At 71.9% G+C, this 22,821-nt stretch carries 19 protein-coding genes; 3 read left to right on the top strand and 16 right to left on the bottom strand.

What is annotated here, in order from left to right; all coding sequences use genetic code 11:
* Nucleotides 1-112: 112 nt before the first annotated feature.
* The 4 genes from ACFYXS_RS09000 to ACFYXS_RS08985 all read right to left on the bottom strand — a co-directional run bounded on the left by ACFYXS_RS09000 (nucleotide 113) and on the right by ACFYXS_RS08985 (nucleotide 4,075).
* Nucleotides 113-331 (bottom strand): acyl-CoA carboxylase epsilon subunit, encoded by a 219-nt coding sequence (locus ACFYXS_RS09000; RefSeq protein ID WP_319659784.1) that lies wholly within the window; start codon nucleotides 329-331, stop codon nucleotides 113-115.
* Nucleotides 332-345: 14 nt separating this feature from the next.
* Nucleotides 346-1,968 carry an acyl-CoA carboxylase subunit beta gene (locus tag ACFYXS_RS08995; protein WP_389245464.1) on the bottom strand — a complete coding sequence of 541 codons (1,623 nt, stop codon included), beginning with the start codon at nucleotides 1,966-1,968 and terminating at the stop codon, nucleotides 346-348.
* Between the two features lie 167 nt (nucleotides 1,969-2,135).
* Nucleotides 2,136-3,008, bottom strand: a complete 873-nt coding sequence (locus ACFYXS_RS08990; RefSeq protein WP_389245462.1) for an HpcH/HpaI aldolase/citrate lyase family protein — start codon at nucleotides 3,006-3,008, stop codon at nucleotides 2,136-2,138.
* Nucleotides 3,005-4,075 carry an HpcH/HpaI aldolase/citrate lyase family protein gene (locus tag ACFYXS_RS08985; RefSeq protein WP_389245460.1) on the bottom strand — a complete coding sequence of 357 codons (1,071 nt, stop codon included), beginning with the start codon at nucleotides 4,073-4,075 and terminating at the stop codon, nucleotides 3,005-3,007. Before ACFYXS_RS08985 ends, ACFYXS_RS08990 begins: the two co-directional genes overlap by 4 nt.
* Before the next feature lie 261 nt (nucleotides 4,076-4,336).
* Between ACFYXS_RS08985 and ACFYXS_RS08980 the strand changes: the two genes are divergently transcribed.
* Complete coding sequence (locus ACFYXS_RS08980; protein ID WP_389245458.1) at nucleotides 4,337-5,170, top strand: MOSC domain-containing protein; 834 nt, start codon at nucleotides 4,337-4,339, stop codon at nucleotides 5,168-5,170.
* Nucleotides 5,171-5,207: 37 nt separating this feature from the next.
* On the opposite strand, the gene ACFYXS_RS08975 is transcribed toward ACFYXS_RS08980, so the two are convergent.
* The 11 genes from ACFYXS_RS08975 to ACFYXS_RS08925 form a co-directional block, all read right to left on the bottom strand.
* Nucleotides 5,208-5,714, bottom strand: a complete 507-nt coding sequence (locus ACFYXS_RS08975; RefSeq protein ID WP_384299230.1) for a hypothetical protein — start codon at nucleotides 5,712-5,714, stop codon at nucleotides 5,208-5,210.
* 181 nt (nucleotides 5,715-5,895) lie between these two features.
* Nucleotides 5,896-6,234 carry a hypothetical protein gene (locus ACFYXS_RS08970; RefSeq protein WP_389245455.1) on the bottom strand — a complete coding sequence of 113 codons (339 nt, stop codon included), beginning with the start codon at nucleotides 6,232-6,234 and terminating at the stop codon, nucleotides 5,896-5,898.
* Between the two features lie 431 nt (nucleotides 6,235-6,665).
* Complete coding sequence (gene cimA / locus ACFYXS_RS08965; RefSeq protein WP_389245453.1) at nucleotides 6,666-8,267, bottom strand: citramalate synthase; 1,602 nt, start codon at nucleotides 8,265-8,267, stop codon at nucleotides 6,666-6,668.
* Between the two features lie 285 nt (nucleotides 8,268-8,552).
* The gene (locus ACFYXS_RS08960; protein WP_389245835.1) at nucleotides 8,553-9,104 is read right to left on the bottom strand and encodes a TetR/AcrR family transcriptional regulator; all 552 of its coding nucleotides are present in this window, start codon (nucleotides 9,102-9,104) and stop codon (nucleotides 8,553-8,555) included.
* A gap of 79 nt (nucleotides 9,105-9,183) precedes the next feature.
* Nucleotides 9,184-10,218: an agmatine/peptidylarginine deiminase gene (locus ACFYXS_RS08955; RefSeq protein WP_389245451.1), complete on the bottom strand. Its 1,035-nt coding sequence runs from the start codon at nucleotides 10,216-10,218 to the stop codon at nucleotides 9,184-9,186.
* Nucleotides 10,219-10,232: 14 nt separating this feature from the next.
* The gene (locus tag ACFYXS_RS08950; protein WP_389245449.1) at nucleotides 10,233-11,921 is read right to left on the bottom strand and encodes an urease subunit alpha; all 1,689 of its coding nucleotides are present in this window, start codon (nucleotides 11,919-11,921) and stop codon (nucleotides 10,233-10,235) included.
* Nucleotides 11,918-12,601 carry an urease subunit gamma gene (gene ureA / locus ACFYXS_RS08945; protein ID WP_389245446.1) on the bottom strand — a complete coding sequence of 228 codons (684 nt, stop codon included), beginning with the start codon at nucleotides 12,599-12,601 and terminating at the stop codon, nucleotides 11,918-11,920. Before ureA ends, ACFYXS_RS08950 begins: the two co-directional genes overlap by 4 nt.
* 242 nt (nucleotides 12,602-12,843) lie before the next feature.
* A complete protein-coding gene (locus ACFYXS_RS08940) occupies nucleotides 12,844-13,935 on the bottom strand; it encodes a branched-chain amino acid aminotransferase (RefSeq protein ID WP_389245444.1) in 1,092 nt (363 codons plus the stop codon).
* Between the two features lie 206 nt (nucleotides 13,936-14,141).
* Nucleotides 14,142-15,179, bottom strand: coding sequence for a 3-isopropylmalate dehydrogenase (locus ACFYXS_RS08935; RefSeq protein WP_389245442.1), 1,038 nt, complete (start codon nucleotides 15,177-15,179; stop codon nucleotides 14,142-14,144).
* A gap of 598 nt (nucleotides 15,180-15,777) precedes the next feature.
* On the bottom strand, nucleotides 15,778-17,418 hold the full coding sequence (pruA, locus tag ACFYXS_RS08930; protein ID WP_389245440.1) for an L-glutamate gamma-semialdehyde dehydrogenase: 1,641 nt from the start codon (nucleotides 17,416-17,418) through the stop codon (nucleotides 15,778-15,780).
* A gap of 38 nt (nucleotides 17,419-17,456) precedes the next feature.
* Nucleotides 17,457-18,386: a proline dehydrogenase family protein gene (locus tag ACFYXS_RS08925; protein ID WP_389245438.1), complete on the bottom strand. Its 930-nt coding sequence runs from the start codon at nucleotides 18,384-18,386 to the stop codon at nucleotides 17,457-17,459.
* Between the two features lie 143 nt (nucleotides 18,387-18,529).
* On the opposite strand from ACFYXS_RS08925, the gene ACFYXS_RS08920 reads away from it, so the two are divergent.
* Both ACFYXS_RS08920 and ACFYXS_RS08915 read left to right on the top strand, forming a co-directional pair.
* Nucleotides 18,530-19,705: a PucR family transcriptional regulator gene (locus ACFYXS_RS08920; protein ID WP_389245436.1), complete on the top strand. Its 1,176-nt coding sequence runs from the start codon at nucleotides 18,530-18,532 to the stop codon at nucleotides 19,703-19,705.
* Nucleotides 19,706-19,835: 130 nt separating this feature from the next.
* Nucleotides 19,836-21,146 carry a glycosyltransferase 87 family protein gene (locus ACFYXS_RS08915; RefSeq protein ID WP_389245434.1) on the top strand — a complete coding sequence of 437 codons (1,311 nt, stop codon included), beginning with the start codon at nucleotides 19,836-19,838 and terminating at the stop codon, nucleotides 21,144-21,146.
* Here ACFYXS_RS08915 and serA read toward each other — a convergent pair.
* Nucleotides 21,130-22,719, bottom strand: coding sequence for a phosphoglycerate dehydrogenase (serA, locus tag ACFYXS_RS08910; protein WP_389245432.1), 1,590 nt, complete (start codon nucleotides 22,717-22,719; stop codon nucleotides 21,130-21,132). The genes ACFYXS_RS08915 and serA overlap by 17 nt on opposite strands.
* Nucleotides 22,720-22,821: the final 102 nt, after the last annotated feature.

The following is a 22,821-nucleotide window of genomic DNA, read 5'->3' as shown; positions in this document are numbered from 1 at the left end:
CGCCGCGTTGCACACGCGCCCGGCGCCCCGGTGACGGCGCCCCCTAACCCCGGACGGGGGCGCCGCACCCCCGGGGGGGGCGGCGCCACCGTCGTCGTACGGGACCGGAGGGTCAGCTGCGCCAGCTGTGCGGCGCGCTGAAGCCGGACTGCCGCTCCAGGCGGCGCCAGCCGGCCGTGGAGCGGGGCTTGACGTAGGCGGTCGTGTCCTGGCCCTGGGCCGCGGCGCGGGCGAGGAGGACGGCCGTCAGGGCGGCCAGTTCCTCGTCGCTGGCGTGGCCGCGCTCGACGCGAACGAGGGCCGCGGCGGAGCTGTCGGCAGGAGTGCTCACGGGGTCGGTCTCCCTTACTGGGGCGGGTTGCCGTGCTTGCGCGACGGCAGGTCGGCGTGCTTGGTGCGCAGCATGGCGAGCGAGCGGATGAGGACCTCGCGGGTCTCGGCGGGGTCGATCACGTCGTCAACGAGGCCGCGCTCGGCCGCGTAGTACGGGTGCATCAGCTCGGACTTGTACTCCTTGACCATGCGGGCGCGCATGGCCTCGGGGTCGTCGGCGTCGGCGATCTGCCGCCGGAAGATGACGTTGGCGGCACCCTCGGCGCCCATCACGGCGATCTCGTTGGTGGGCCACGCGTAGGTCAGGTCGGCGCCGATCGACTGGCTGTCCATGACGATGTAGGCACCTCCGTACGCCTTGCGCAGGATCAGCGAGATCCGCGGCACGGTGGCGTTGCAGTACGCGTACAGCAGCTTCGCGCCGTGCCGGATGATGCCACCGTGCTCCTGGTCGACGCCCGGGAGGAAGCCGGGGACGTCCAGAAGAGTGATGAGCGGGATGTTGAAGGCGTCGCACATCTGCACGAACCGGGCCGACTTCTCGCTGGCCTCGATGTCGAGCACACCCGCCAGGGAGGCGGGCTGGTTGGCGATGATGCCGACCACCTGGCCGTCGAGACGGGCCAGGGCGACGATGATGTTGGTGGCCCAGCGCTCGTGGACCTCCAGGTACTCGCCCTCGTCGACGATCTCCTCGATCACCTGGTGCATGTCGTACGAGCGGTTGCCGTCGGCCGGGACGATGTCCAGCAGGACGTCGCCGCGGCGGTCGGCCGGGTCGCTGGTGGGGACCGACGGCGGGTTCTCCCGGTTGTTCTGCGGCAGCAGCGACAGCAGGTAGCGGACCTCCTCCAGGCAGGTCTGCTCGTCGTCGTACGCGAAGTGCGAGACACCGGAGATCTCGGAGTGGACGTCGGCGCCGCCGAGCCCGTTCTGCGTGATCTTCTCGCCGGTGACGGCCTGGACGACGTCGGGGCCGGTGATGAACATCTGCGAGGTCTCGCGGACCATGAAGACGAAGTCGGTGAGCGCCGGGGAGTACGCGGCGCCGCCGGCACACGGGCCGAGCATCACCGAGATCTGCGGGATGACACCGGAGGCGCGGGTGTTGCGCTGGAAGATGCCGCCGTAACCGGCGAGCGCGGAGACGCCCTCCTGGATACGGGCCCCGGCGCCGTCGTTCAGCGAGACCAGCGGGGCGCCGGCCGCGATGGCCATGTCCATGATCTTGTGGATCTTGGAGGCGTGGGCCTCGCCCAGCGCGCCGCCGAAGATCCGGAAGTCGTGCGCGTACACGAAGACGGTGCGGCCGTGGACGGTGCCCCAGCCGGTGATGACGCCGTCGGTGTACGGCTTCTTCGCCTCCAGGCCGAAGCCGGAGGCGCGGTGCCGGCGCAGCGGCTCGACCTCGCTGAAGGACCCCTCGTCGAGCAGCAGGTCGATCCGCTCGCGGGCGGTCAGCTTGCCCTTGGCCTTCTGGGCCTGGGTGGCCTTCTCGCTGGGGCCGAGCCGGACCTGCTCGCGGATGGCGTGCAGTTCCGCGACGCGCCCGCGGGCGTCGTTCGCCGGCTGGGCGGCTTCGTCGCCCTCCGCGGCCTCGGCGGGCTGGGTCGGCACCTCGTCCAAAACGCTCATGACATCGACCATACGAGCGCAGGGCCCTCGGAAACGGCGTCGACTTCGTACAGTGTCCGGACCCGCTTCATGGAGCATCTGGACAGAACCAACACAAGAAAGGCCCCGCACGGCACGTGCGGGGCGCTTTCTTTGTAGCGGTCGTCCACCCGGACTTCAGGGAATGGCTAGTGTCCGGTCACCGCCGCGGCCAGCGCGAGGACACGCCGGGCGTCATCCACATGGAGGTTCTCGATCATCCGGCCGTCGACCGTGACGACCCCGCGGCCCTCGGCCGTGGCGGCCTCGAACGCCTCGATGATGCGCCGCGCCTTGTCGGTTTCCTCCGCGGAGGGGGCGAAGACCCTGTTGCAGATCTCCACCTGCTTCGGGTGGATCAGCGTCTTGCCGTCGAAGCCGAACTGCCGGCCCTGGACGCACTCCGCCTCGAAGCCCACCAGGTCCTGCACGTCGTTGTGGACGCCGTCCAGGATCGCCTTGCCCGCCTCGCGGGCGCCGAGCAGGGCCAGCGACAGCCCGGTCAGCAGCGGGGCCCGGCCGGGGACGTGCTCGGCGTGCAGTTCTTTCGCCAGGTCGTTGGTGCCCATCACCAGCACCGTGAGCCGTTCGGAGGCGGCGGCGACGGCGCGGGCGTCCAGCATGGCGCGCGGGGTCTCGACCATCGCCCAGATCGCGGTGCGGTCGGGGGCGCCCGCGGCCTCCAGGGCCCGCTCGACGGCGTGCACGGTGGCAGCGGAGTCGACCTTGGGGACGACCACGGCGTCGGGTCCCGCCTCGGCGACGGCGCGCAGGTCGTCCTCGTGCCAGGGGGTGCCCGGCGCGTTCACCCGGATGGTCAGCTCCCGTCGGCCGTACTCGCCGGAGGCGGCCGCCGCGGCGACCCGCTTGCGGGCGTCGGCCTTGGCGTCGGGCGCGACGGAGTCCTCCAGGTCGAGGATGAGCGCGTCGGTGGGCAGGCTCTTGGCCTTCTCCAGGGCGCGCTCGTTGGCGCCGGGCATGTACAGCACGGAGCGGCGCGGCCGCAGGGTCGCGTCGGTCATCGGTTCTGCTCCTTCCAGGCGGCCTCGTACGCCTCGGCCAGTCCGGGGTCGCGCGCGGCCAGCGCCTCGGCCAGGTCGACGACGACCTTGCACTGCTTCACCGTCGCGTCGTCCTGCATCTTGCCGTCCAGCATCACCGCGCCGGTGCCGTCGCCCATGGCCTCGATGACCCTGCGGGCCCAGGCCACGTCGGCGGGGGCCGGGGAGAAGACCCGACGGGCGATGTCGATCTGCACCGGGTGCAGGCTCCAGGCGCCGACGCAGCCGAGCAGGAAGGCGTTGCGGAACTGGTCCTCGCAGGCCGTGGTGTCCTTGATGTCGCCGAAGGGGCCGTAGTACGGCAGGATGCCGTGCGCGGCGCAGGCGTCGACCATGCGCGCGATCGTGTAGTGCCACAGGTCCTGCTGGTAGGTCAGCCGCGGCAGCTCGACATCGGGGTCCTTGGGGTCCTCCCGCACGAGGTACCCCGGGTGTCCCCCGCCGACGCGGGTGGTCTTCATGCGGCGGCTCGCCGCCAGGTCGGCCGGCCCGAGGGAGATGCCCTGCATCCGGGGGCTGGCCCCGGCGATCTCCTCGACATTGGCGACGCCGGTCGCGGTCTCCAGGATCGCGTGCACGAGGATCGGGCGCCGCACACCGGCCCGGGCCTCCAGCTGGGCGAGCAGCCGGTCGACGTAGTGGATGTCCTCGGCGCCCTCGACCTTGGGCACCATGACGACGTCGAGCCGGTCGCCGATCTCGGTGACGAGCGTGATGAGGTCGTCCAGGGCCCACGGCGAGTCGAGGCTGTTGACCCGGGTCCACAGCTGGGTGTCACCGAAGTCGGTGGACTTCCCGATGGCGACCAGGCCCGCGCGCGCGGCCTCCTTGCGGTCGGCCGCGACGGCGTCCTCCAGGTTGCCCAGCAGGACGTCCACCGTGGGCGCGATGGCGGGGACCTTGGCCGCCATCTTCTCGTTGCTCGGATCGAAGAAGTGGATCATCCGCGACGGCCGGAACGGTACCTCCCGTACGGGGGCCGGGGCCCCCACGGCCAGCGGTCGGAAGAAGTCCTTCGCGGAACGCATGCGGTCTCCCAGGGTTCGAGGGTGGGGAGCGTACGGCGTTCACTTTATGATCCGCGGGGGTTCGGCGTTACTGGTCGGTACGTGTGCCGTTGGTCACCGAGCGTCCGCCGCCGGCGGACCGTGGGTCAGATCCGGCCGCACCGCGTCGCCGGGAGCGCCGTACCCCTCGTGCGCCCGTCCGGGTGATGACACGGACCGCCCGCCGGAGCCGGGGACGTGGTCGAATGGGACTCTCCGCCGATCCGGGAGGGAACGCGACCGATGGCCACCGCGACCGTGCACAGCCTCACCCACTACCCCGTCAAGGGCTGCGCGGGCGTGCCCGTGAGCCGCGCCGAGGTGACCGCGACGGGCCTGGCCCACGACCGGGTGTTCATGGTGGTGGACGCGACCGACGGCACCTTCCGCAGCCAGCGCAAGCTGCCGCGGATGGCCGTGGTGCGGGCCGAGGTGACCGACGGCGGCAAGCACCTGGCGCTGTCGGCGCCCGGCGCCGGGGAGGTACGGGTCGAGGTCGCGCAGGAGGGTGCGCTGCGCGAGGTGAGCATGTTCGACCGGCCGCTCGGCGCGGCCGTCGACCAGGGCGAGGAGGCCGCCCGCTGGCTCTCCGACGCGCTGGGGCAGCCCTCACGGCTGGTGCGGGTGCGGCCGGGCTTCGACCGGGACGGCTGGGGCGAGCACCCCGGCAAGGTCAACTTCGCCGACGCACACGCTCTTTCGGTCGCCTCGCTGGCCTCGCTGGACGACCTCAACCGGCGCATCCGGGAGCGCGGCGCGCAGCCGGTGCCCGTCGACCGCTTCCGCGCCAACATCGTGGTCGCGGGCTGGTCCGAACCGCACACCGAGGACCGGGTCCGCCGCATGACCGCCGGCACCACGGTGCTGGGCTACGCCGTCCGCGCGGTGCGCTGCTCGGTCCCGATGGTCGACCAGGCCACCGGGCGTACGGCCGGGCCGGAGCCGGTGCGCACGCTGGCGGACTACCGGCGGGAACCGGAGTACGGGAACAAGGTGAGCTTCGCGATGAAGGCGGCCGTGCTGCGGCCGGGCGTCGTGGCGGTCGGCGACCGGGTCGAGGTCCAGATCTGGGAGTGAACCCCGGCCCGGTCCGTGGACCGCGCTCCCGGGGAGGTCAGCAGCCTCCGCAGTTGTAGTAGAGGACGTCCCAGTGGTTGCCCTCGTCGGCGTAGATGTTGCCCGAGCCCGACTGGTACTGGGGTGCGCCGTCACCGCGCAGGCCGATGTAACCGAACGAGCCGTGGATGTAGTTGGTGATGCAGGTGTTCTTGCCGTAGTCGAGCTTGTAGCCGTTCCAGTGCGAGTAGGTGCCGCTCGCGTGCCCGGTCTCGGTGCCGCCGGTGATGTTCAGGGCGCAGCCGCTCGCGTGCTTGAGCGTCACGGCGCCCTGCGCGCTGGCCTGGTTCAGCTGGTCGAACGACGTGCAGGTGGCGTTGTTGCGGTTGGAGCAGCCGCCGGACGACGACCATGTGATCCCCGCGGAGCGGAACATGGCCGTGGCCTGGGCGTGCGTCAACTTCGTGACGGCGTAGGCGTCGTGCGAGGCGGTGAGCCCGACGCCGGGCGCGAAGAGGACGCCGAGCGCGAGGACGAGCGCGCTCAGGACGGAGCGGAACTTCATGGGGGAACCCTCCTGCTGATGACCGTGCATCCTGTGGGGCGGCTGTGCAGGTGGAGCAGGAGGAGTGTTCCCGCGTTCTACGCGCGTATGCGCGGGAGTTGGCCACGGCGGGGCTTACACGGAAGGCCCCGCGCACCGGGCGGCGGGACCTTCGTGGGCCGGCCAGCCGGCCGGTCGCCCGCTAGGGAAGGTCGCAGATCTGCGTCCACCCGTTGTTGTAGCCGTTGCGGTAGCCGGTCTGGTAGTCCTGGCCGGGTTCGCGCGGGTTGAACGAGAACCCGAACGCGTTGCAGGAGCCGGGGGCACCCCTCTGGGCGTCCGCGAGTCCGTCCCTGCTCCCCTGCTGGAAGCCGCGCTGAGTGGCGGTCAGCGCGGGGACGACCTTGGAATTCGCGTGTGCCGTCGCCGATACGTGCGTGGGGGCGGCCGAGGCCTGCGACATCACGGCCGGCGAGAACGCCAGGGCTGCGGCTGCGGCAAGGGGGCTCGCCAGAAGTGCGATGGTTCGCTTCGCGCGCATTGCTTATCTTCTTCCTTCGAGACCGGGAACGCGCAGACGGTGCCTCGACCCGGCCAGGCGCACGGGACGTGCCGTGGTGGGCCAGGGAGGGGAAACTGCTTGTGCGATGCGCTGGGCACCGTCCAGCCGGCGGATTCCGGCTTCCGCCGCCGCACGACTACGGCTTGCACTGTCCGCAACGGCGGCGTCCGTATTCCGACCGTATCCACCCATGGGCGAATTGTCCACCTTTGGGCTAACGCACCTGATTGATTCGTCAACCGCCCCAACGTCCCTTGACGCAAGGGTGGATGCCTGCGGCAATCAATGCGCGACACGGCATGCCGCGGGCCTTTCTGACGGCCCATGGGAATGCAGGGAAAAAGCGGACGCGGGCCGGGGCCCGCGTCCGCATTCCCTTTTCGGTGTTCGACGGTCCTCCCGCCCCGCGCTCAGTCCTGCCGCGGTTCGACCCCGGCGCGCAGCAGCCCGTACGCGTAGGCGTCGTCCAGCGCCTGCCAGGAGGCCGCGATGACGTTCTCGCCGACGCCGACCGTGGACCACTCGGACGTGCCGTCGGAAGTGGAGATGAGCACCCGGGTCGTGGACTCGGTGCCGTGCTTGCCCTCCAGGATGCGGACCTTGTAGTCGACCAGCTCCAGCTTGGCCAGCTGCGGGTACGTGCGCTCCAGCGCGACGCGCAGCGCCCGGTCCAGGGCGTTGACCGGGCCGTTGCCCTCCGCGGTGCCGACGATGCGCTGGCCGTCGGCCCAGACCTTGACGGTCGCCTCGTTGGCGTGGATGCCGTCGGGCCGGTCCTCCACGATCGCGCGCCAGGACTCGACGCGGAAGTAGCGGATGGGCCGGCCCACGATCTCCTCGCGCAGCAGGAGTTCGAAGGAGGCGTCGGCCGCTTCGTAGGTGTAGCCCGCGAGTTCGCGTTCCTTGACCCGTTCGACGACCCGGCCGATCAGTTCGCGGTCGCCTCCGAGGTCGACGCCGAGCTCCTTGCCCTTGAGCTCGACGGAGGCCCGGCCCGCCATGTCGGACACCAGCATGCGCATCGTGTTGCCGACCAGTTCGGGGTCGATGTGCTGGTAGAGGTCGGGGTCGACCTTGATGGCGGAGGCGTGCAGCCCCGCCTTGTGGGCGAACGCGGAGACGCCCACGTACGGCTGGTGCGTGGAGGGCGTGAGGTTGACGACCTCGGCGATCGCGTGCGAGATCCGGGTCATGTCGGCGAGCGCGCCCTCGGGCAGCACGGTGCGGCCGTACTTGAGCTCCAACGCCGCGACGACGGGGAAGAGGTTGGCGTTGCCGACGCGTTCGCCGTAGCCGTTGGCGGTGCACTGCACGTGCGTGGCGCCCGCGTCGACCGCGGCGAGGCTGTTGGCGACCGCGCACCCCGTGTCGTCCTGGGCGTGGATGCCCAGCCGGGCGCCGGTGTCGGCGAGGACGGTGCGGACCACGGCGGTCACCTGCGCGGGGAGCATCCCGCCGTTGGTGTCGCACAGGACGACGACGTCGGCGCCGGCGCCGTGCGCGGCGCGGACGACCTGCTTGGCGTAGACCGGGTTGGCCCTGTAGCCGTCGAAGAAGTGCTCGCAGTCGACGAAGACCCGGCGCCCCTGGGAGCGCAGGTAGGAGACGGTGTCGCGGACCATCTCCAGGTTCTCCTCGAGCGTGGTGCGCAGCGCCAGCTCGACGTGGCGGTCGTGGGACTTCGCGACCAGGGTGATGACCGGGGCCCCGGACTCCAGCAACGCCTTGACCTGCGGATCCTCGGCGGCGTTGCCTCCGGGCCTGCGGGTCGCGCCGAAGGCGACCAGTTGCGCGTGGTGCAGGTCGAGCTCGGTGGCGGCCCGGGCGAAGAACTCGGTGTCGCGCGGGTTGGCGCCGGGCCAGCCGCCCTCGATGAATCCCACCCCGAAGTCGTCCAGGTGCCGGGCGATCGTCAGCTTGTCGGCGACGGTGAGGTTGATGCCCTCGCGCTGCGCGCCGTCGCGCAGCGTGGTGTCGAAGACGTGGAAGCTGTCGTCCAGTACGGCCGTCATGGTCTGATCCAACTCCTGTCGGGTGAGTGGTTCCGGAGGACCGGGTTCCACTTGCCCCCATTTTCCCTCGCGCTGGTCCGCGCCCGGCACGGGTGGGCCGGGAAACGAAAAAACCTCTCGCGGGTGCGAGAGGTCTGCGCGCGGGTCTGGGACACGGTGATCGCTTCCGCCGAGGTCTGCGGTGAGCGGTCACTGAGGACCGGCGCGCCTGCTGCCAATAATCATGGCGAACGAGGGCACGCTCGCAGTCTGCCACACGCCGCCGACGGGTGGGACACGGTCTCACTATGCGGGCGCGAGGGCCTCGTCCAGGAACTCCTTGACGTGCCCGAGCGCCTGTGCACGGTCCATTCCGGGCAGCCCGATGACCAGCGGCACCCCGAAACCGTCCAGCAGCGCTCGCAGCCGCACGGTCGTCCGCTCCGGGTCCACCGGCCGGAAGTCGCCGCGGGAGATGCCCTCGGCGAGCAGGGCGACCAGGTCCCGGTGCCAGACCAGTTCCAGTTCGAGCTGGCGGCGCAGCACCTCCTCGGCTGCCGTGGTCCGGTTCCAGACCTCCGACCACAGGGTCCAGCGCGGATCGCGGCGGCCGTCGGGGAGATAGAGGTCGATCACCGCGTCCAGCCGCTCGCGGGTGGGCGCGGGGCGGCCCAGGACGCGGCGGCGTTCGGCCGCGAGTTGCTCCTCGCTCCATTCCAGGGTCTGCAGCAGCAGCTCGTCCTTGCTGCCGAAGTAGTAGAGGATGTGGCCGCTGCTCATACCCACCTGGCGGCCGAGGCCGGCCATCGTCAGCTCGGCCAGACCGCGTTCGGCGATCGTCGCCATGGCGGCGGCCATCACGTCCTCACGCGGTTGCTTGAGCCGCCGCCTGGGGCGGCCGGTTCCGGTCACCGTGTCTCCTCCCTGGGCCGCCGTGTCACACCTGCGGCTGCTGCTGGGTGACGCAATGGATACCACCCCCGTGGGCGAAGATCGTCCGGGCGTCGACGAGCACGACCTCCCGCTCCGGGAAGAGCCGCTCGAAGATCGCCTTGTTCACCTCGTCGGCCGGATCGTCGAAGGCGCACAGGATCACCGCGCCGTTGCACAGGTAGTGGTTGACGTAACTGTGGTCCACCGGCTCGCCGTCCCCCTCCCGGACCCGGGGCGCGGGCAGCTCCACGACCTCCAGCCGCCGCCCCCGGGCGTCGGTGGCGGCCCGCAGCAGGGCCGCGGCCTCCCGCGAGACGGCGTGGTCGGGGTGGGCCGGGTCGCGCTGGTCGTGGACGACGACGACCCCGGGCCGGACGAAGGCCGCGACGATGTCGACGTGCCCGCGGGTGCCGAAGCGGCCGTAGTCCGCGGTGAGCCCGCGGGGCAGCCAGATCGCCTTGCGGGTGCCGAGGAAGGCGTGGATCTCGGCCTCGGCCCGATCCCGGGTCCAGCCGGGGTTGCGGCCCGGGTCGAGCTGCACGGTCTCGGTGAGCAGCACGGTGCCCTCGCCGTCCACGTGGACACCGCCGCCCTCGTTGACGAAGGAGGTGGCGTAGCGGCGGGCGGCGGCCTTGCCGGCGACGAGGGCGCCGATCCTGGCGTCGTGCTCCCAGGACGCCCAGTCCTGGGCGCCCCAGCCGTTGAACGTCCAGTCGGCGGCGGCAAGTCCGCGCTCGCCGGTGAGGAAGGTGGGGCCGATGTCGCGCATCCAGGCGTCGTCCAGCGGCGCCTCGGCGACCGTCACGGCGGCGCCCAGCAGTCCCCGGGCCCCGGCGGCGTCCTCGGGCCGGGCCACGACGGTCACCGGCTCGAAGCGGGCGATCGCCCCCGCCACGGCGGCCCACGCGGCACGCGAAGCGGCCAGGTCCTCCACGCCGTCGAAGGTGACGCTGGGGGACGGCCACGCCATCCAGGTGCGCGCGTGCGGTTCCCACTCGGCGGGCATCGTGTAACCGTCGGCGGCGGGGGTGTTGGGCATCGGACCGGTCCTTGTCACAAGAAGTAGAGGCGGCTGAGGGCGACCTGCTCGGCCGGCTCGGAGCGCAGCGGGTCGCCGTCGAGCGTCACCAGGCCCGTGCGTGCGTCGACGTCCACCTGTCCCGTACGGGAGTTGAGGACGAGATCGGCCGGGCCGATGCCGCGGGTGCCGCGCACGGCGACCCGCCGGCGCCGGGTGGGCATGCGGTCGTGCGCCAGGTCCAGGGCGGGCCGGGCGACGAAGGCCACCGACAGGTCGGCGGCGGTGGCGCCGTGGGCCCCGAACAGCGGTCCGAGCACGAGGGGTTCGCAGGTGTCGGTGGCGGCGCCCGGGTCACCGGTCACGCCGTAGGCGGGGAAGCCGGACTTGAGCACCATCTGCGGCTTGGCCCCGAAGTACTCCGGCCGCCACAGCACGATGTCGGCGAGTTTGCCGACCTCGATCGAGCCGATCTCGTGGGACAGGCCGTGGGCGATGGCCGGGTTGACGGTCAGCTTGGCGATGTAGCGCAGCACGCGGGCGTTGTCGTCGTCGGGGCCGTCGCCCTCCAGGGGGCCGGACTCGGCCTTCATCTTCCCGGCCATGGCGAAGGTGCGCCGCACGGTCTCCCCGGCGCGGCCCATGCCCTGGGCGTCGGAGGAGGTGATGCCGATCGCGCCCAGGTCGTGCAGCACGTCCTCGGCGCCCATCGTCCCCGCGCGGATGCGGTCGCGGGCCATCGCGGCGTCGCCCGGCAGGTCCGGTTTGAGGTCGTGGACGGAGACGATCATGCCGTAGTGCTCGGCGACCGCGTCGCGGCCGAAGGGCAGCGTGGGGTTGGTGGACGAGCCGATGACGTTCGGCACTCCGGCCATCTTCAGCACATTGGGGACGTGGCCGCCGCCGCAGCCCTCGATGTGGAAGGCGTGGATCGTACGGCCCTCCAGCACCCGCAGGGTGTCCTCCACCGACAGGCACTCGTTCAGTCCGTCGCTGTGCAGCGCCACCTGGACGTCGTACTCCTCGGCGACGCGCAGCGCGGTGTCCAGGGCGCGGGTGTGGGCGCCCATGTCCTCGTGGACCTTGAAGCCGCATGCGCCGCCCTCGGCCAGCGCCTCCACCAGCGGCGCCGGGTCGGAGGACGAACCGCGGCCCAGGAAGCCGATGTTGACCGGCCACGCGTCGAAGGCGTTGAAGGCGTGCCGCAGTGCCCAGGGCGAGTTGACGCCGACGCCCCACACGGGGCCGAACTCCTGGCCGATGATCGTGGTCACGCCGGAGGCGAGCGAGGCCTCCATGATCCGCGGGGACAGCAGGTGGACATGGGGGTCGACGGCGCCGGCGGTGGCGATCAGCCCCTCGCCGGAGACGATGGACGTGCCGGTGCCGACCACGACGTCCACCCCGTCGAGGGTGTCGGGGTTGCCGGCCCGCCCGATGGCGTGGATGCGGCCCTCGCGGATGCCGACGGAGACCTTCCGGATGCCCAGGACCGCGTCGATGACCAGTACGTTGCTGATCACCACGTCGCAGGTCTCCCGTACGGCGGCGGCCTTCAGCGCCAGCCCGTCGCGGGCGGTCTTGCCGAAGCCGGCCAGGAACTCGTCCCCGGGACGCTGGGAGTCCGACTCGACACGGACCACCAGGCCCGAATCGCCCAGCCGGACCCGGTCGCCGGCGCGCGGCCCGTGCACGGCGGCGTACTCGTGCGGATCGATGCTCATCGCCCCGCCCCCAGGTATCCGCACGCGGCGGCGCGCCGCAGCGCCTCCTCCTTGGCGCCGGGCGCGTCGAGCGGACCGTCGACGAGCCCCGCGAAGCCGATAGCGATCCGGTCGCCGCCGATCGGGACGAGACCCACCTCCCGCTCCTCCCCCGGTCCGAAGCGCACCGAGGACCCGGCCGGCACGTTCAGCCGCATGCCGTAGGCCGCCGCACGGTCGAAGTCCAGCCGGGGGTTGGCCTCGAAGAGGTGGAAATGCGAGGTGACGCTGACCGGTACCGACGCGGCGTTGCGGACCGTCACAAAAGCCTCGGACGGCCGCTCGGGCAGAGCGGGGCCGGGCAGCACCGCGCCGGGGGCCAGCTCGCCCAGGGAGCCCCCGCCGATCGGGTCGCCGACCACGGCCAGCCGCGAGCCGTCGTCGAAGACGGCCTCGACATGGACCTCGGTCACGATGTCCGCCACGCCCGGCAGCACGTCGCCCGGGCCGAGCACGGCACGACCGGCCTCTATGGCCTCCGCGAGGCGCGCCCCGTCACGCGCGGCCTCGCACACCGTGTCGGCGATCAGCGCGGTGGCTTCCGGCACATTGAGCCGCAGTCCTCGGGCGCGGCGCGCCCGCGCGAGTTCGGCCGCGCCGAAGAGCAGCAGCCGGTCGCGTTCTGTCGGGGTCAGCCGCACGCCTCCGCACCTCCCAAAGGGTCACCGGATCACCGTTTAGAACGTCACTCTAAATCCGGATGGCCTGTATGGGAAGCACGGGCCCTCGCACCTGTGGACAACCACCCTAGGCGTGATGGAACGACGCTCTAAAAAGCTGGCAGGCAGGTGCATGGGTGAAACGCGAAACGGCCGCGTCCGGTCCCGGAGATCTCTCCGGGACCGGACGCGGCCGCCGTCGGACGTCGTGCGCCGCGCGGGGGTCAGGCCCCGAGCGGGTGCATCCAGCCGTGCTGGTCGGGGGCCTGCCCGGTCTGGATGTCCAGCAGGGCCCTGCGCAGCTTCATCGTCACCTCGCCGGACTTCCCGTCGGCGACGCTCCAGTCCGCCCGGGTGGACTTCACGGAGCCGACCGGCGTGATGACCGCGGCGGTGCCGCAGGCGAAGACCTCGGTCAGGGAGCCGTCCGCGTTGCCGTTCTGCCAGTCGTCGACGGAGACGCGGCCCTCGGAGACCTCGTAGCCGAGGTCCTCCGCGATGCGCAGCAGTGAGGCGCGGGTGATGCCGGGCAGCAGCGAGCCGCTCAGCTCGGGGGTGACGATCCTGTCCCCGTAGACGAAGTACAGGTTCATGCCGCCCATCTCCTCGATCCAGCGGCGCTCGATCGCGTCCAGCCAGACGACCTGGTCGCAGCCGTGCTCGATGGCCTGCGCCTGGGCGACCAGGGACGCCGCGTAGTTGCCGCCGGCCTTGGCCGCGCCGGTGCCGCCGGGTGCGGCGCGCACGTACTCCTCGGAGAGCCAGACCGAGACCGGCTTGACGCCGCCGGGGAAGTAGGCGCCGGCCGGGGAGGCGATGACCATGAACAGGTACTCGTTGGCGGGCCGCACGCCGAGGCCCACCTCGGTCGCGAACATGAAGGGCCGCAGGTACAGCGACTGCTCACCGGTGCTGGGCACCCACGCCCGGTCCTGGGAGACCAGGGCGTCGCAAGCGGCCAGGAAGGTCTCGACCGGGAGCTCCGGCATGGCCAGGCGGCGGGCCGAGGCCTGGAAGCGCTCGGCGTTCGCCTCGGGGCGGAAGGTGGCGACCGAGCCGTCCGGCTGGCGGTAGGCCTTCAGCCCCTCGAAGATCGTCTGCGCGTAGTGCAGCGTCATGTTCGCCGGGTCGATGGACAGGGGCGCGTACGGCACCAGCTCCGCGTCGTGCCAGCCCCGGCCCTCGGTCCACCGGATCGTCACCATGTGGTCGGTGAAGTGGCGGCCGAAACCGGGGTTGGTGAGGATCGCCTCGCGCTGCGCGTCCGGCAGCGGATGCGAGGAGGGCTTGAGCTCGATCGTGGGCGTCGTCGTCATCAATGATGTCCTTCGCGTCTGGTCATGGCGGACCGCACCCGCAGTCCTCCAGGTGCCAGGACATCCGAGTTTCCCCTCGCACAGCGGCCCCACCGCCGATTATCGCAGCGGCGGGGCCGTGGACATACACGTGCGGCCCGAGAGGTCTGGGTCAGTCGTGATCGCTCACTGACCGTCGGGGCCGACTGAGGGGGCTGACCCGGCGGTCAGCCGGCTACTCGCGCGGCGAGCGTGTCGCCGATCTCACTGGTGCTGCGCGTACCGGAGCGCTCCGCGAGGTCCGCGGCGACCGCGGTCCCGATGCGCTCGGCCTCGGCCTCGTAGCCGAGGTGCTGCAACAGCAGGGCGACGGAGAGAACCGTCGCGGTCGGGTCCGCCTTGCCCTGGCCGGCGATGTCCGGGGCGGAGCCGTGCACCGGCTCGAACATCGACGGGAAGTCGCCGGTCGGGTTGATGTTCCCGCTGGCGGCGAGGCCGATGCCACCGGTCACGGCGGCGGCGAGGTCGGTGAGGATGTCGCCGAAGAGGTTGTCGGTGACGATCACGTCGAAGCGCTCGGGCTGCGTGACGAAGAAGATCGTCGCCGCGTCCACGTGCAGGTAGTCGGTGGTGACCTCGGGGTACTCCTCGCCGACCTTGTCGAAGATGTTCTTCCACAGGTGGCCGGCATGGACGAGGACGTTGTTCTTGTGCACCAGCGTCAGCTTCTTGCGCGGACGGGCCTGGGCGCGGGCGTAGGCGTCGCGGACCACCCGCTCGATGCCGAACGCGGTGTTGAGGCTGACCTCGGTGGCCACCTCGTGCGGCGTTCCGGTCCGCAGGGAGCCGCCGTTCCCGACGTACGGGCCCTCGGTGCCCTCGCGGACCACGACGAAGTCGATCAGCGGGTCGCCCGCCAGCGGTCCCTTGACACCCGGGTAGAGCTTGGAGGGACGGAGGTTGACGTGGTGGTCGAAGGCGAAGCGCAGCTTCAGCAGCAGCCCGCGCTCCAGCACGCCGGAGGGGACGGAGGGGTCGCCGACCGCGCCCAGCAGGATCGCGTCGTGCCCCTTCAGCTGCTCCAGCTCCGCGTCGGGCAGGGTCTCGCCCGTCTCGTGCCAGCGCTTGGCGCCGAGGAGGTACTCCTTCGTCTCCAGCTTCACGTCCTGCGGAAGGACGGCGGAGAGGACCTTGAGGCCCTCGGCCACGACTTCCTGGCCGATGCCGTCACCGGGGATCACTGCGAGGCTGATGCTGCGAGACATGCCGGACACCTTACTCGGCCGTCCACTGGATGACACATCCTGTCCGTATGCCGGACGCCTGCCCCGGTCGGGGGGCCCAACCCGACCCGGACGGCGTCGGCACACGACAAGGCGGTGGTTCAGCGGCCGCCGCAGGCGCCGCGCGAGTGGCTCACTTCACCATCGCGCATACGGCCAGGTAGGCGAGGCGGCGCAGGCGCCGGAGGGGGCGGGGCACGATGGCGGTCATCGCTGCTCGTGTCCCGTCGAGCCGCCGTTGTCGCGGCGGTCGAGTGCGCGCTGCAGGGCTTCGGCGGCGTTCTTGCGGGCGGTCTCGTCCATGGTGAACAGCTCCCAAGTAGAAAGAGGAGGGTTGCGTCGCCATAGAACGGGGCGGGGAGCGGGCGCTGCAGGGGGTGACCTGCTTCCATTGCGCGGCTCTCGTCCGCCGGTCGCTGGTGGAGCGAGACGTTCGGCTTCTACCAAGCTAGGACAGCACGGCTCGTCTGTCTCCACAATTACTCGGACTTCCTACTATCTGAGACAGCGAAGGCCCGGCACCCCCCGATCGGGGGATGCCGGGCCCTGCCCCTTGCGGGCTCTACCGGGCGGCCGGAGCTCAGCCCATGTGCGGGTAGCGGTAGTCGGTCGGCGGCACCAGGGCCTCCTTGATCGACCGGGTCGACGTCCAGCGCATCAGGTTCTGCGCGGCGCCCGCCTTGTCGTTGGTGCCCGACGCGCGGCCGCCGCCGAAGGGCTGCTGGCCGACGACGGCGCCGGTGGACTTGTCGTTGATGTAGAAGTTGCCGGCCGCGAAGCGCAGCTTGGCCATGACGTCGGCGACGGCCGCGCGGTCGCGGGCGACGACCGAGCCGGTCAGCGCGTAGGCGGCGACGGACTCCATCTGGGCGAGCATCGCCTCGAAGGCCCCCTCCTCGGCGTCGTCGTAGACGTGGACTCCCAGGACCGGGCCGAAGTACTCCTCGCGGAAGATCTCGTTCTCCGGGTCGGCGGAGACCAGCACCGTGGGCCGGACGAACCAGCCGACGCTGTCGTCGTAGCTGCCGCCGGCGACGATCTCGACCGACGGGTCGGCCTTGGCGCGGTCGATGGCCGCCTTGTTCTTGGCGAAGGCACGGTCGTCGATGACGGCGCCGATGAAGTTCGACAGGTCGGTGACGTCGCCCATGGTGAGGCCGTCGACCTCGGCCGCGAACTCCTCCTTGAAGCCGTTCTCCCACAGCGAGCGCGGGATGTAGGCGCGGGAGGTGGCCGAGCACTTCTGGCCCTGGTACTCGAAGGCGCCGCGGGTGAGCGCGGTCTTCAGCACGGCCGGGTCGGCGGACGGGTGGGCGACGACGAAGTCCTTGCCACCGGTCTCGCCGACGATCCGCGGGTAGCTCCGGTACTTCTCGATGTTGGTGCCGACCGTCTTCCACAGGTGCTGGAAGGTGCGGGTGGAGCCGGTGAAGTGGATGCCGGCCAGGTCCGGGTGCTCGAGGGCGACCTCGGAGACGGCGATGCCGTCACCGGTGACCAGGTTGATCACGCCTTTGGGCAGCCCGGCCTCCTGCAGAAGCTCCATGAGCAGCACGGCGGAGTGCGTCTGGGTCGGGGAGGGCTTCCACACCACGACGTTGCCCATCAGCGCGGGCGCGGTCGGCAGGTTGCCGGCGATGGCGGTGAAGTTGAACGGGGTGATCGCGTAGACGAAGCCCTCGAGCGGGCGGTGGTCGAGGCGGTTCCACACACCGGGCGAGTTGGCGATCGGCTGCTCGGCCAGGATCTGCCGGGCGAAGTGCACGTTGAAGCGCCAGAAGTCGACGAGCTCGCAGGGGCTGTCGATCTCGGCCTGCTGCGCGGTCTTGGACTGGCCGAGCATCGTGGAGGCGGCGATCGTCTCGCGCCAGGGGCCGGCCAGCAGGTCGGCGGCGCGCAGGATGATCGCGGCGCGGTCGTCGAAGGACATCGCACGCCAGGCCGGAGCGGCGGCGAGGGCGGCCTCGACCGCGTCGCGGGCGTCGTCCTGGGTGGCGTTGGCGTACGTGCCCAGGCGGGCACCGTGGTTGTGCGGCTGCGTGACGTCGATGCGCTCACCGCCGCCCATCCGCTTCACGCCGCCGATCGTCATGGGCAGCTCGACCGGGTTCCCGGCCAGCTCCTTCAGCTTCGCCTCCAGGCGGGCCCGCTCCGGGCTCCCCGGGGCGTAGGAGTGCACCGGCTCGTTCACCGGGGCGGGGACCTGGGTCACGGCGTCCATGGAAGACATCTCCTTGTGTCCTTGGGGGTGGCGGGAAGTCAGCGGGTGGGGAGGAAGGACCGCAGGAAGAAGGCCAGGTTCGCCGGTCGCTCCGCGAGCCGGCGCATGAAGTACCCGTACCAGTCTGCTCCGTACGGGACGTAAATGCGCATGCGCTCGCCGTCCTCCGCCAGCCGCCGCTGCTCGGCGGTGCGGATGCCGTAGAGCATCTGGAACTCGTAGGAGCCCTGCTTGCGGCCGTTGCGGTGGGCCAGTTCCTGGGCGATCGCGATCAGCCGCGGGTCGTGGGAGCCGACCATCGGGTAGCCGTCGCCCGCCATGAGGATCTTCAGGCAGCGCACGTAGGCCCGGTCGACCTCGGTCTTGTCCTGGAGCGCGACGGAGGCGGGCTCCTTGTACGCGCCCTTGACCAGGCGGACCCGGGAGCCGGTGACGGCGAGACGGCGGGCGTCGTCCTCGGTGCGGAAGAGGTAGGACTGCAGCACCGCGCCCGTGCCCGGGTGGCGCTCGCGCAGCTCGGCGAGGATCGCCAGCGTGGAGTCGACCGTGGTGTGGTCCTCCATGTCGAGCGTGACGGTGGTGCCGATCTCACTGGCCAGCTCGGCGACCGGGCGGACGTTCTCCAGGGCGATCTCGTGACCGCCGGCCGGCAGCGCCTGACCGAAGGCGGAGAGCTTGACGGAGACCTCGGCGCGGGTGCCGGCGCCCTCCTGGCGCAGCGCCTCCAGCAGCCGCAGGTACGCGTCCCGGGTCGCCACGGCCGTCGCCTTGTCGGTGACGTCCTCGCCCAGGTGGTCGAGGGTGACCTCCAGGCCGGACGTGGTCAGCGACCGCACGGTCTCCATGGCGGGTGCCAGCTCGTCGCCCGCGATGAAGCGGTTGACGACCGGACGGGTGATCGGCGCGCCCGCGACGACGCGGCGCATACGGTCGCTGCGCGAGGCGGCGAGCAGTACGGGACCCAGCACGGTCTCCTCCTGGAGCAAGGGCTGCCCAGGGGACAGGCAGCGTCGTCCGTGAAATCTAGGCTTCGCCTACCCCGTCGGCCATCGACACCTGTCACGCGTGGGAACGGCGTCCCTCATACAGATGTATGAGGGAGAATGGCGGCGTGCGCGGTGACTACCAGGAGCTGGTCGACGAGGTGTCGGCGCTCCTCGGCGCCCCCGCGACCCTGGAGGACCGGGACTTCCGGCTGATCGCCTTCGGCGCGCACGACAGCGAGGACGACGCGGTGATGGACCCGGTCCGCACCCGTTCCATCCTGACCCGGCGCTCCACGGCCGAGGTCCGCGCCTGGTTCGAGCGGTTCGGCATCGCCCGCGCCACCGGCCCCGTCCACATCCCCGCCGCGACCGACGCCGGGGTCTTCCGGCCGCGGCTCTGCCTGCCGGCCCGGCACGGCGGTGTCGTGCACGGCTACGTGTGGCTGCTGGACAGCGCCGGGCACACCGCCGCGCAACTGACCGCTGCCATGGAGGTGGCCGCCAGGATCGGCGCGCTGCTGGCCGCCGAGTCCCGGGCCGGTGCCGACGCCGGCCGCGCCCTGGCCGCCCTGCTCACCGCCCGGCCCGGCCGCGGACGGGACGGCGCCCGCGAGGAGTTGCGGGCGGCCCTGGGCCCCGACGCGGAGGAAGTGCACGCACTGGTCTGCGTGCTGCCGTGGCAGCCCGGCGACGGGTCCGGGGCGCCGGGACCGCGGACGGTGCCGGGCGCGGCGGCCGTGTGCGTACTCCCTGCGGGCGACATCGAGGGCCTGCCGCTGCCCGCGCTCGCGGCGCTCGTGCGGCTGAGGTCGGCATCCGTCCCGGCCCCCGCGGTGAGCGCCGCGGGCCGTCTGCTGCAGGGCAACGGCACCGGGCAGGCGCCGCCCACCGCCCGGGCCGGGGTCAGCGCACCGCGCCAGGGACTGGACGCGCTGCCCGGCGCCTGGCACGAGGCGGTGGCCGCCGCCCGGGCCGCCCGGGCCCGGCCCCGGCTCGGCCCGGTCGCCGAATGGGGCGCGATCGGCCCCTACCGCACACTCGCCGCGCTGCCGGCCGGCGCGGTCGACCCGGCCGTACAACCGCTGCTGGAGCCCTCGCACGCCGAACTCGCCCGCACCGCCGAGGTGTTCCTCGACTGCGCGGGGCAGGCCGGGCGCGCCGCCGGTGAGCTGCGGATCCACCGGCAGACCTTGTACTACCGGCTGTCGCGCGTCGAGCGGCTCACCGGGCTGGACCTGGACGACGGCGAGGACCGCCTGCTGCTCCACATGGCCCTGAAGACGGCACGCCTCGGCCACTGACCCGACTGTTGCCGACCGAAGGGGGCACAAGTAACGTGACGCGGCCAGGGACGTTCGATCAACGCGCGCCGGACGCGGGGGGAACCGGCGCCGGGCGCGGCGGACAGCGGGACAAGGGGATCGGGAACCGGTGACTCATTCCACGGAGGCGTTCGGGCGCGAGCACACGGCCCTGCCGGGCACGTCCGCGAAGGGCTCCGCCCCCCGTTCACGACCCGACCGCCGGCTGGTGCTCTCCCTCCTGCTCCTGGCGCTGTCACTGGCGGCCTTCGCCGCCCTGTGCCTGTGGATGCCCGTACCCATGGCCGACATGCAGGTGTACCGGGCCGAGGGCGCGGCCGTCGTGAACGGCACGAACCTGTACGGCTTCACCGTCACCGAGTGGAACCTGCCGGCGACCTACCCGCCCTTCGCCGCGATGCTCTTCGTCCCGACGACCTGGCTGCCGGTCCCTCTGCTCAAGCTCGCCTTCATGGCCGGCAACCTGGCGCTGCTCGGCCTGCTCGCCCACCTGTCGTGCCGGTCCGCCGACTGGCCGCGGGCGCGCGGCTCGCGCTGGACCGTGGTGGTGCTGGCGCTGGCCCTCGGACTGTGGCTGGAGCCGGTGTTCCAGACCATGCTGTACGGCCAGATCAACCTGCTGCTCGCGGTCCTGGTGCTGTGGGACCTCAGCCGGCCGGCCGGCGCGCGGGGCAAGGGCGTCGCCATCGGCATCGCCGCCGGCATCAAGCTCACTCCGGCGATCTTCGCCGTCTACCTGCTGCTGACCGGCCGCCGCAAGGAGGCCGCCGTGGCGGGGGCGAGCTTCGCCGGCACGGTGCTGCTGGGCGCGCTGGCCCTGCCCGGCGCGACCGTCGACTACTGGACCCGCGCCATCTTCGACACCAGCCGGATCGGCAAGGTCTGGATCGTCGACAACCAGTCGTTGCAGGGGCTGGTGGCGCGTGCCCTGCACACCCCGCAGCCGGGGATGATCTGGGCGGCGTCGGCGTTCGCCGTGGCCTGCGCGGGGTTGGCGCTGTCGGTGTGGCTGGGGCGGCTGGGCCACGAGGCCTGGGGCGTGGTGTGCTGCGCCGTCACGGCCCTGCTGATCACGCCGATCAGCTGGTCTCACCACTGGGTGTGGTGCGTGCCGCTGCTGATCCTGCTGGCGGCGGACGCGCCGCGCTGGGTGCTGCGGGTGACGGCCGTGGTGTTCCTCGCCCGCAGCCTGTGGCTCGTGCCGAAGGCCGGCGACCTCGACCTCCACCTGGCGTGGTGGCTGCAGCCGTTCGCGTCCCCGTACCCGGTGCTGGGGCTGCTGTTCCTGGTGGCGGTGGCCGTCCGCTTCCGGCCCTCCTCCCCCGACGTCGCGGCCGCGACACGGCAGGGGCGGCCGTCCCGGATCGCCCAGGTCGGCCGCCCCCCGCGGAGCGAGGCCGGGATCAGTTCTCGAGATTGACCGCGCGCGCCGACGTGGCGCCGATCTCCGCGGCGATGTCGCCCAGCACCGGCGCCGGGATGGCCGTGTCGACCGTCAGCGCCACCAGTGCCTCGCCACCGGCCTGCTCACGGGCGACCTGCATGCCGGCGATGTTGACGCCCGCGTCGCCCAGGACGCGGCCGATGGTGCCGACGACACCGGGCCGGTCGGTGTAGCGCAGGAAGGCCATGTGGTCGGCGAGGACCAGGTCCACGTCGTCGTCGCCGACGGCCACGATCTTCTGGACGTGCTTGGGCCCGGCGAGCGTGCCCGAGACCGCGACCTCGGTGCCGTCGGACAGGGTGCCGCGGACGGTGACCAGGTTGCGGTGGTCCGGGGACTCGCTGCTGGTGGTCAGGCGCACCTCGACACCGCGCTCCTGCGCGAAGAGCGGGGCGTTGACGTAGGACACCGTCTCGTCGACGACGTCCTCGAAGACGCCCTTGAGGGCGGACAGCTCCAGCACCTTCACGTCGTGCTGGGTGATCTCGCCGCGCACCTCGACGTCCAGGCGCACCGCGACCTCGCCGGCGAGCGCGGTGAAGATGCGGCCCAGCTTCTCGGCGAGCGGCAGGCCCGGGCGCACGTCCTCGGCGATGACGCCGCCCTGGACGTTGACCGCGTCCGGGACGAGCTCGCCGGCCAGGGCGAGGCGCACCGAGCGGGCGACGGAGATGCCGGCCTTCTCCTGGGCCTCGTCGGTCGAGGCGCCCAGGTGCGGGGTGGCCACCACATTGTCGAACTGGAAGAGCGGCGAGTCGGTGCACGGCTCCTTGGCGTACACGTCCAGGCCCGCGCCGCCGACCCGGCCCTCCTTGAGCGCCGCGAACAGCGCCTCCTCGTCCACGATCCCGCCGCGCGCGGCGTTGACGATGCGGACGTGCGGCTTGACCTTGCGCAGCGCCTCGTCCCCGATCAGGCCGACCGTCTCGGGGGTCTTGGGCAGGTGCACCGTGATGAAGTCGGAGACCTCCAGCAGCTCGTCGAGGCTGAGGATCTTCACGCCCATCTGGGCGGCGCGCGCCGGCTGGATGTAGGGGTCGTAGGCGACGATCTTCATGCCGAAGGCCGACATGCGCTGCGCGACCAGCGCGCCGATGCGGCCGAGGCCGACCACGCCGAGGGTCTTCTCGGCCAGCTCGACGCCGGTGTACTTGTTGCGCTTCCACTCGCCCTGCTTGAGCGCGGCATTGGCCGGGGCGATGTTGCGCGCGACGGAGATGAGCAGGCCGCAGGCGAGCTCGGCGGCGGTCACGATGTTGGAGGTGGGCGCGTTGACGACCATGACGCCGGCCTTGGTGGCGGCGGAGACGTCGACGTTGTCCAGGCCGACGCCCGCGCGCGCCACGACCTTGAGCTTGGAGGCGGCGGCCACGGCCTCGGCGTCGACCTTCGTGGCACTGCGGATCAGGATGGCGTCGGCATCGGCGATCGCGCTCAACAACTCGGCTCGGTCCGCGCCGTTGCAGTGCCGGATCTCGAAGTCCGGCCCCAGGGCCTCGACGGTGGCGGGAGAGAGCTCTTCGGCGATGAGTACGACGGGGTTGCTCACGTGAGTCCTCACTAGTCCCTGGCCGGCGGCCGCGTCCCGACGGCCGAAGGCGGTGGAGGGGAGATGGCATGCCGCGTGGAGACGCACGACGCTGTGAGCCTG

This window comes from Streptomyces sp. NPDC002574 (assembly GCF_042889545.1).
Classification (GTDB): Bacteria; Actinomycetota; Actinomycetes; order Streptomycetales; family Streptomycetaceae; genus Actinacidiphila.
Note: the sequence above shows the minus strand (reverse complement) of the source record. Positions and strands in the feature narration are given on the sequence as shown.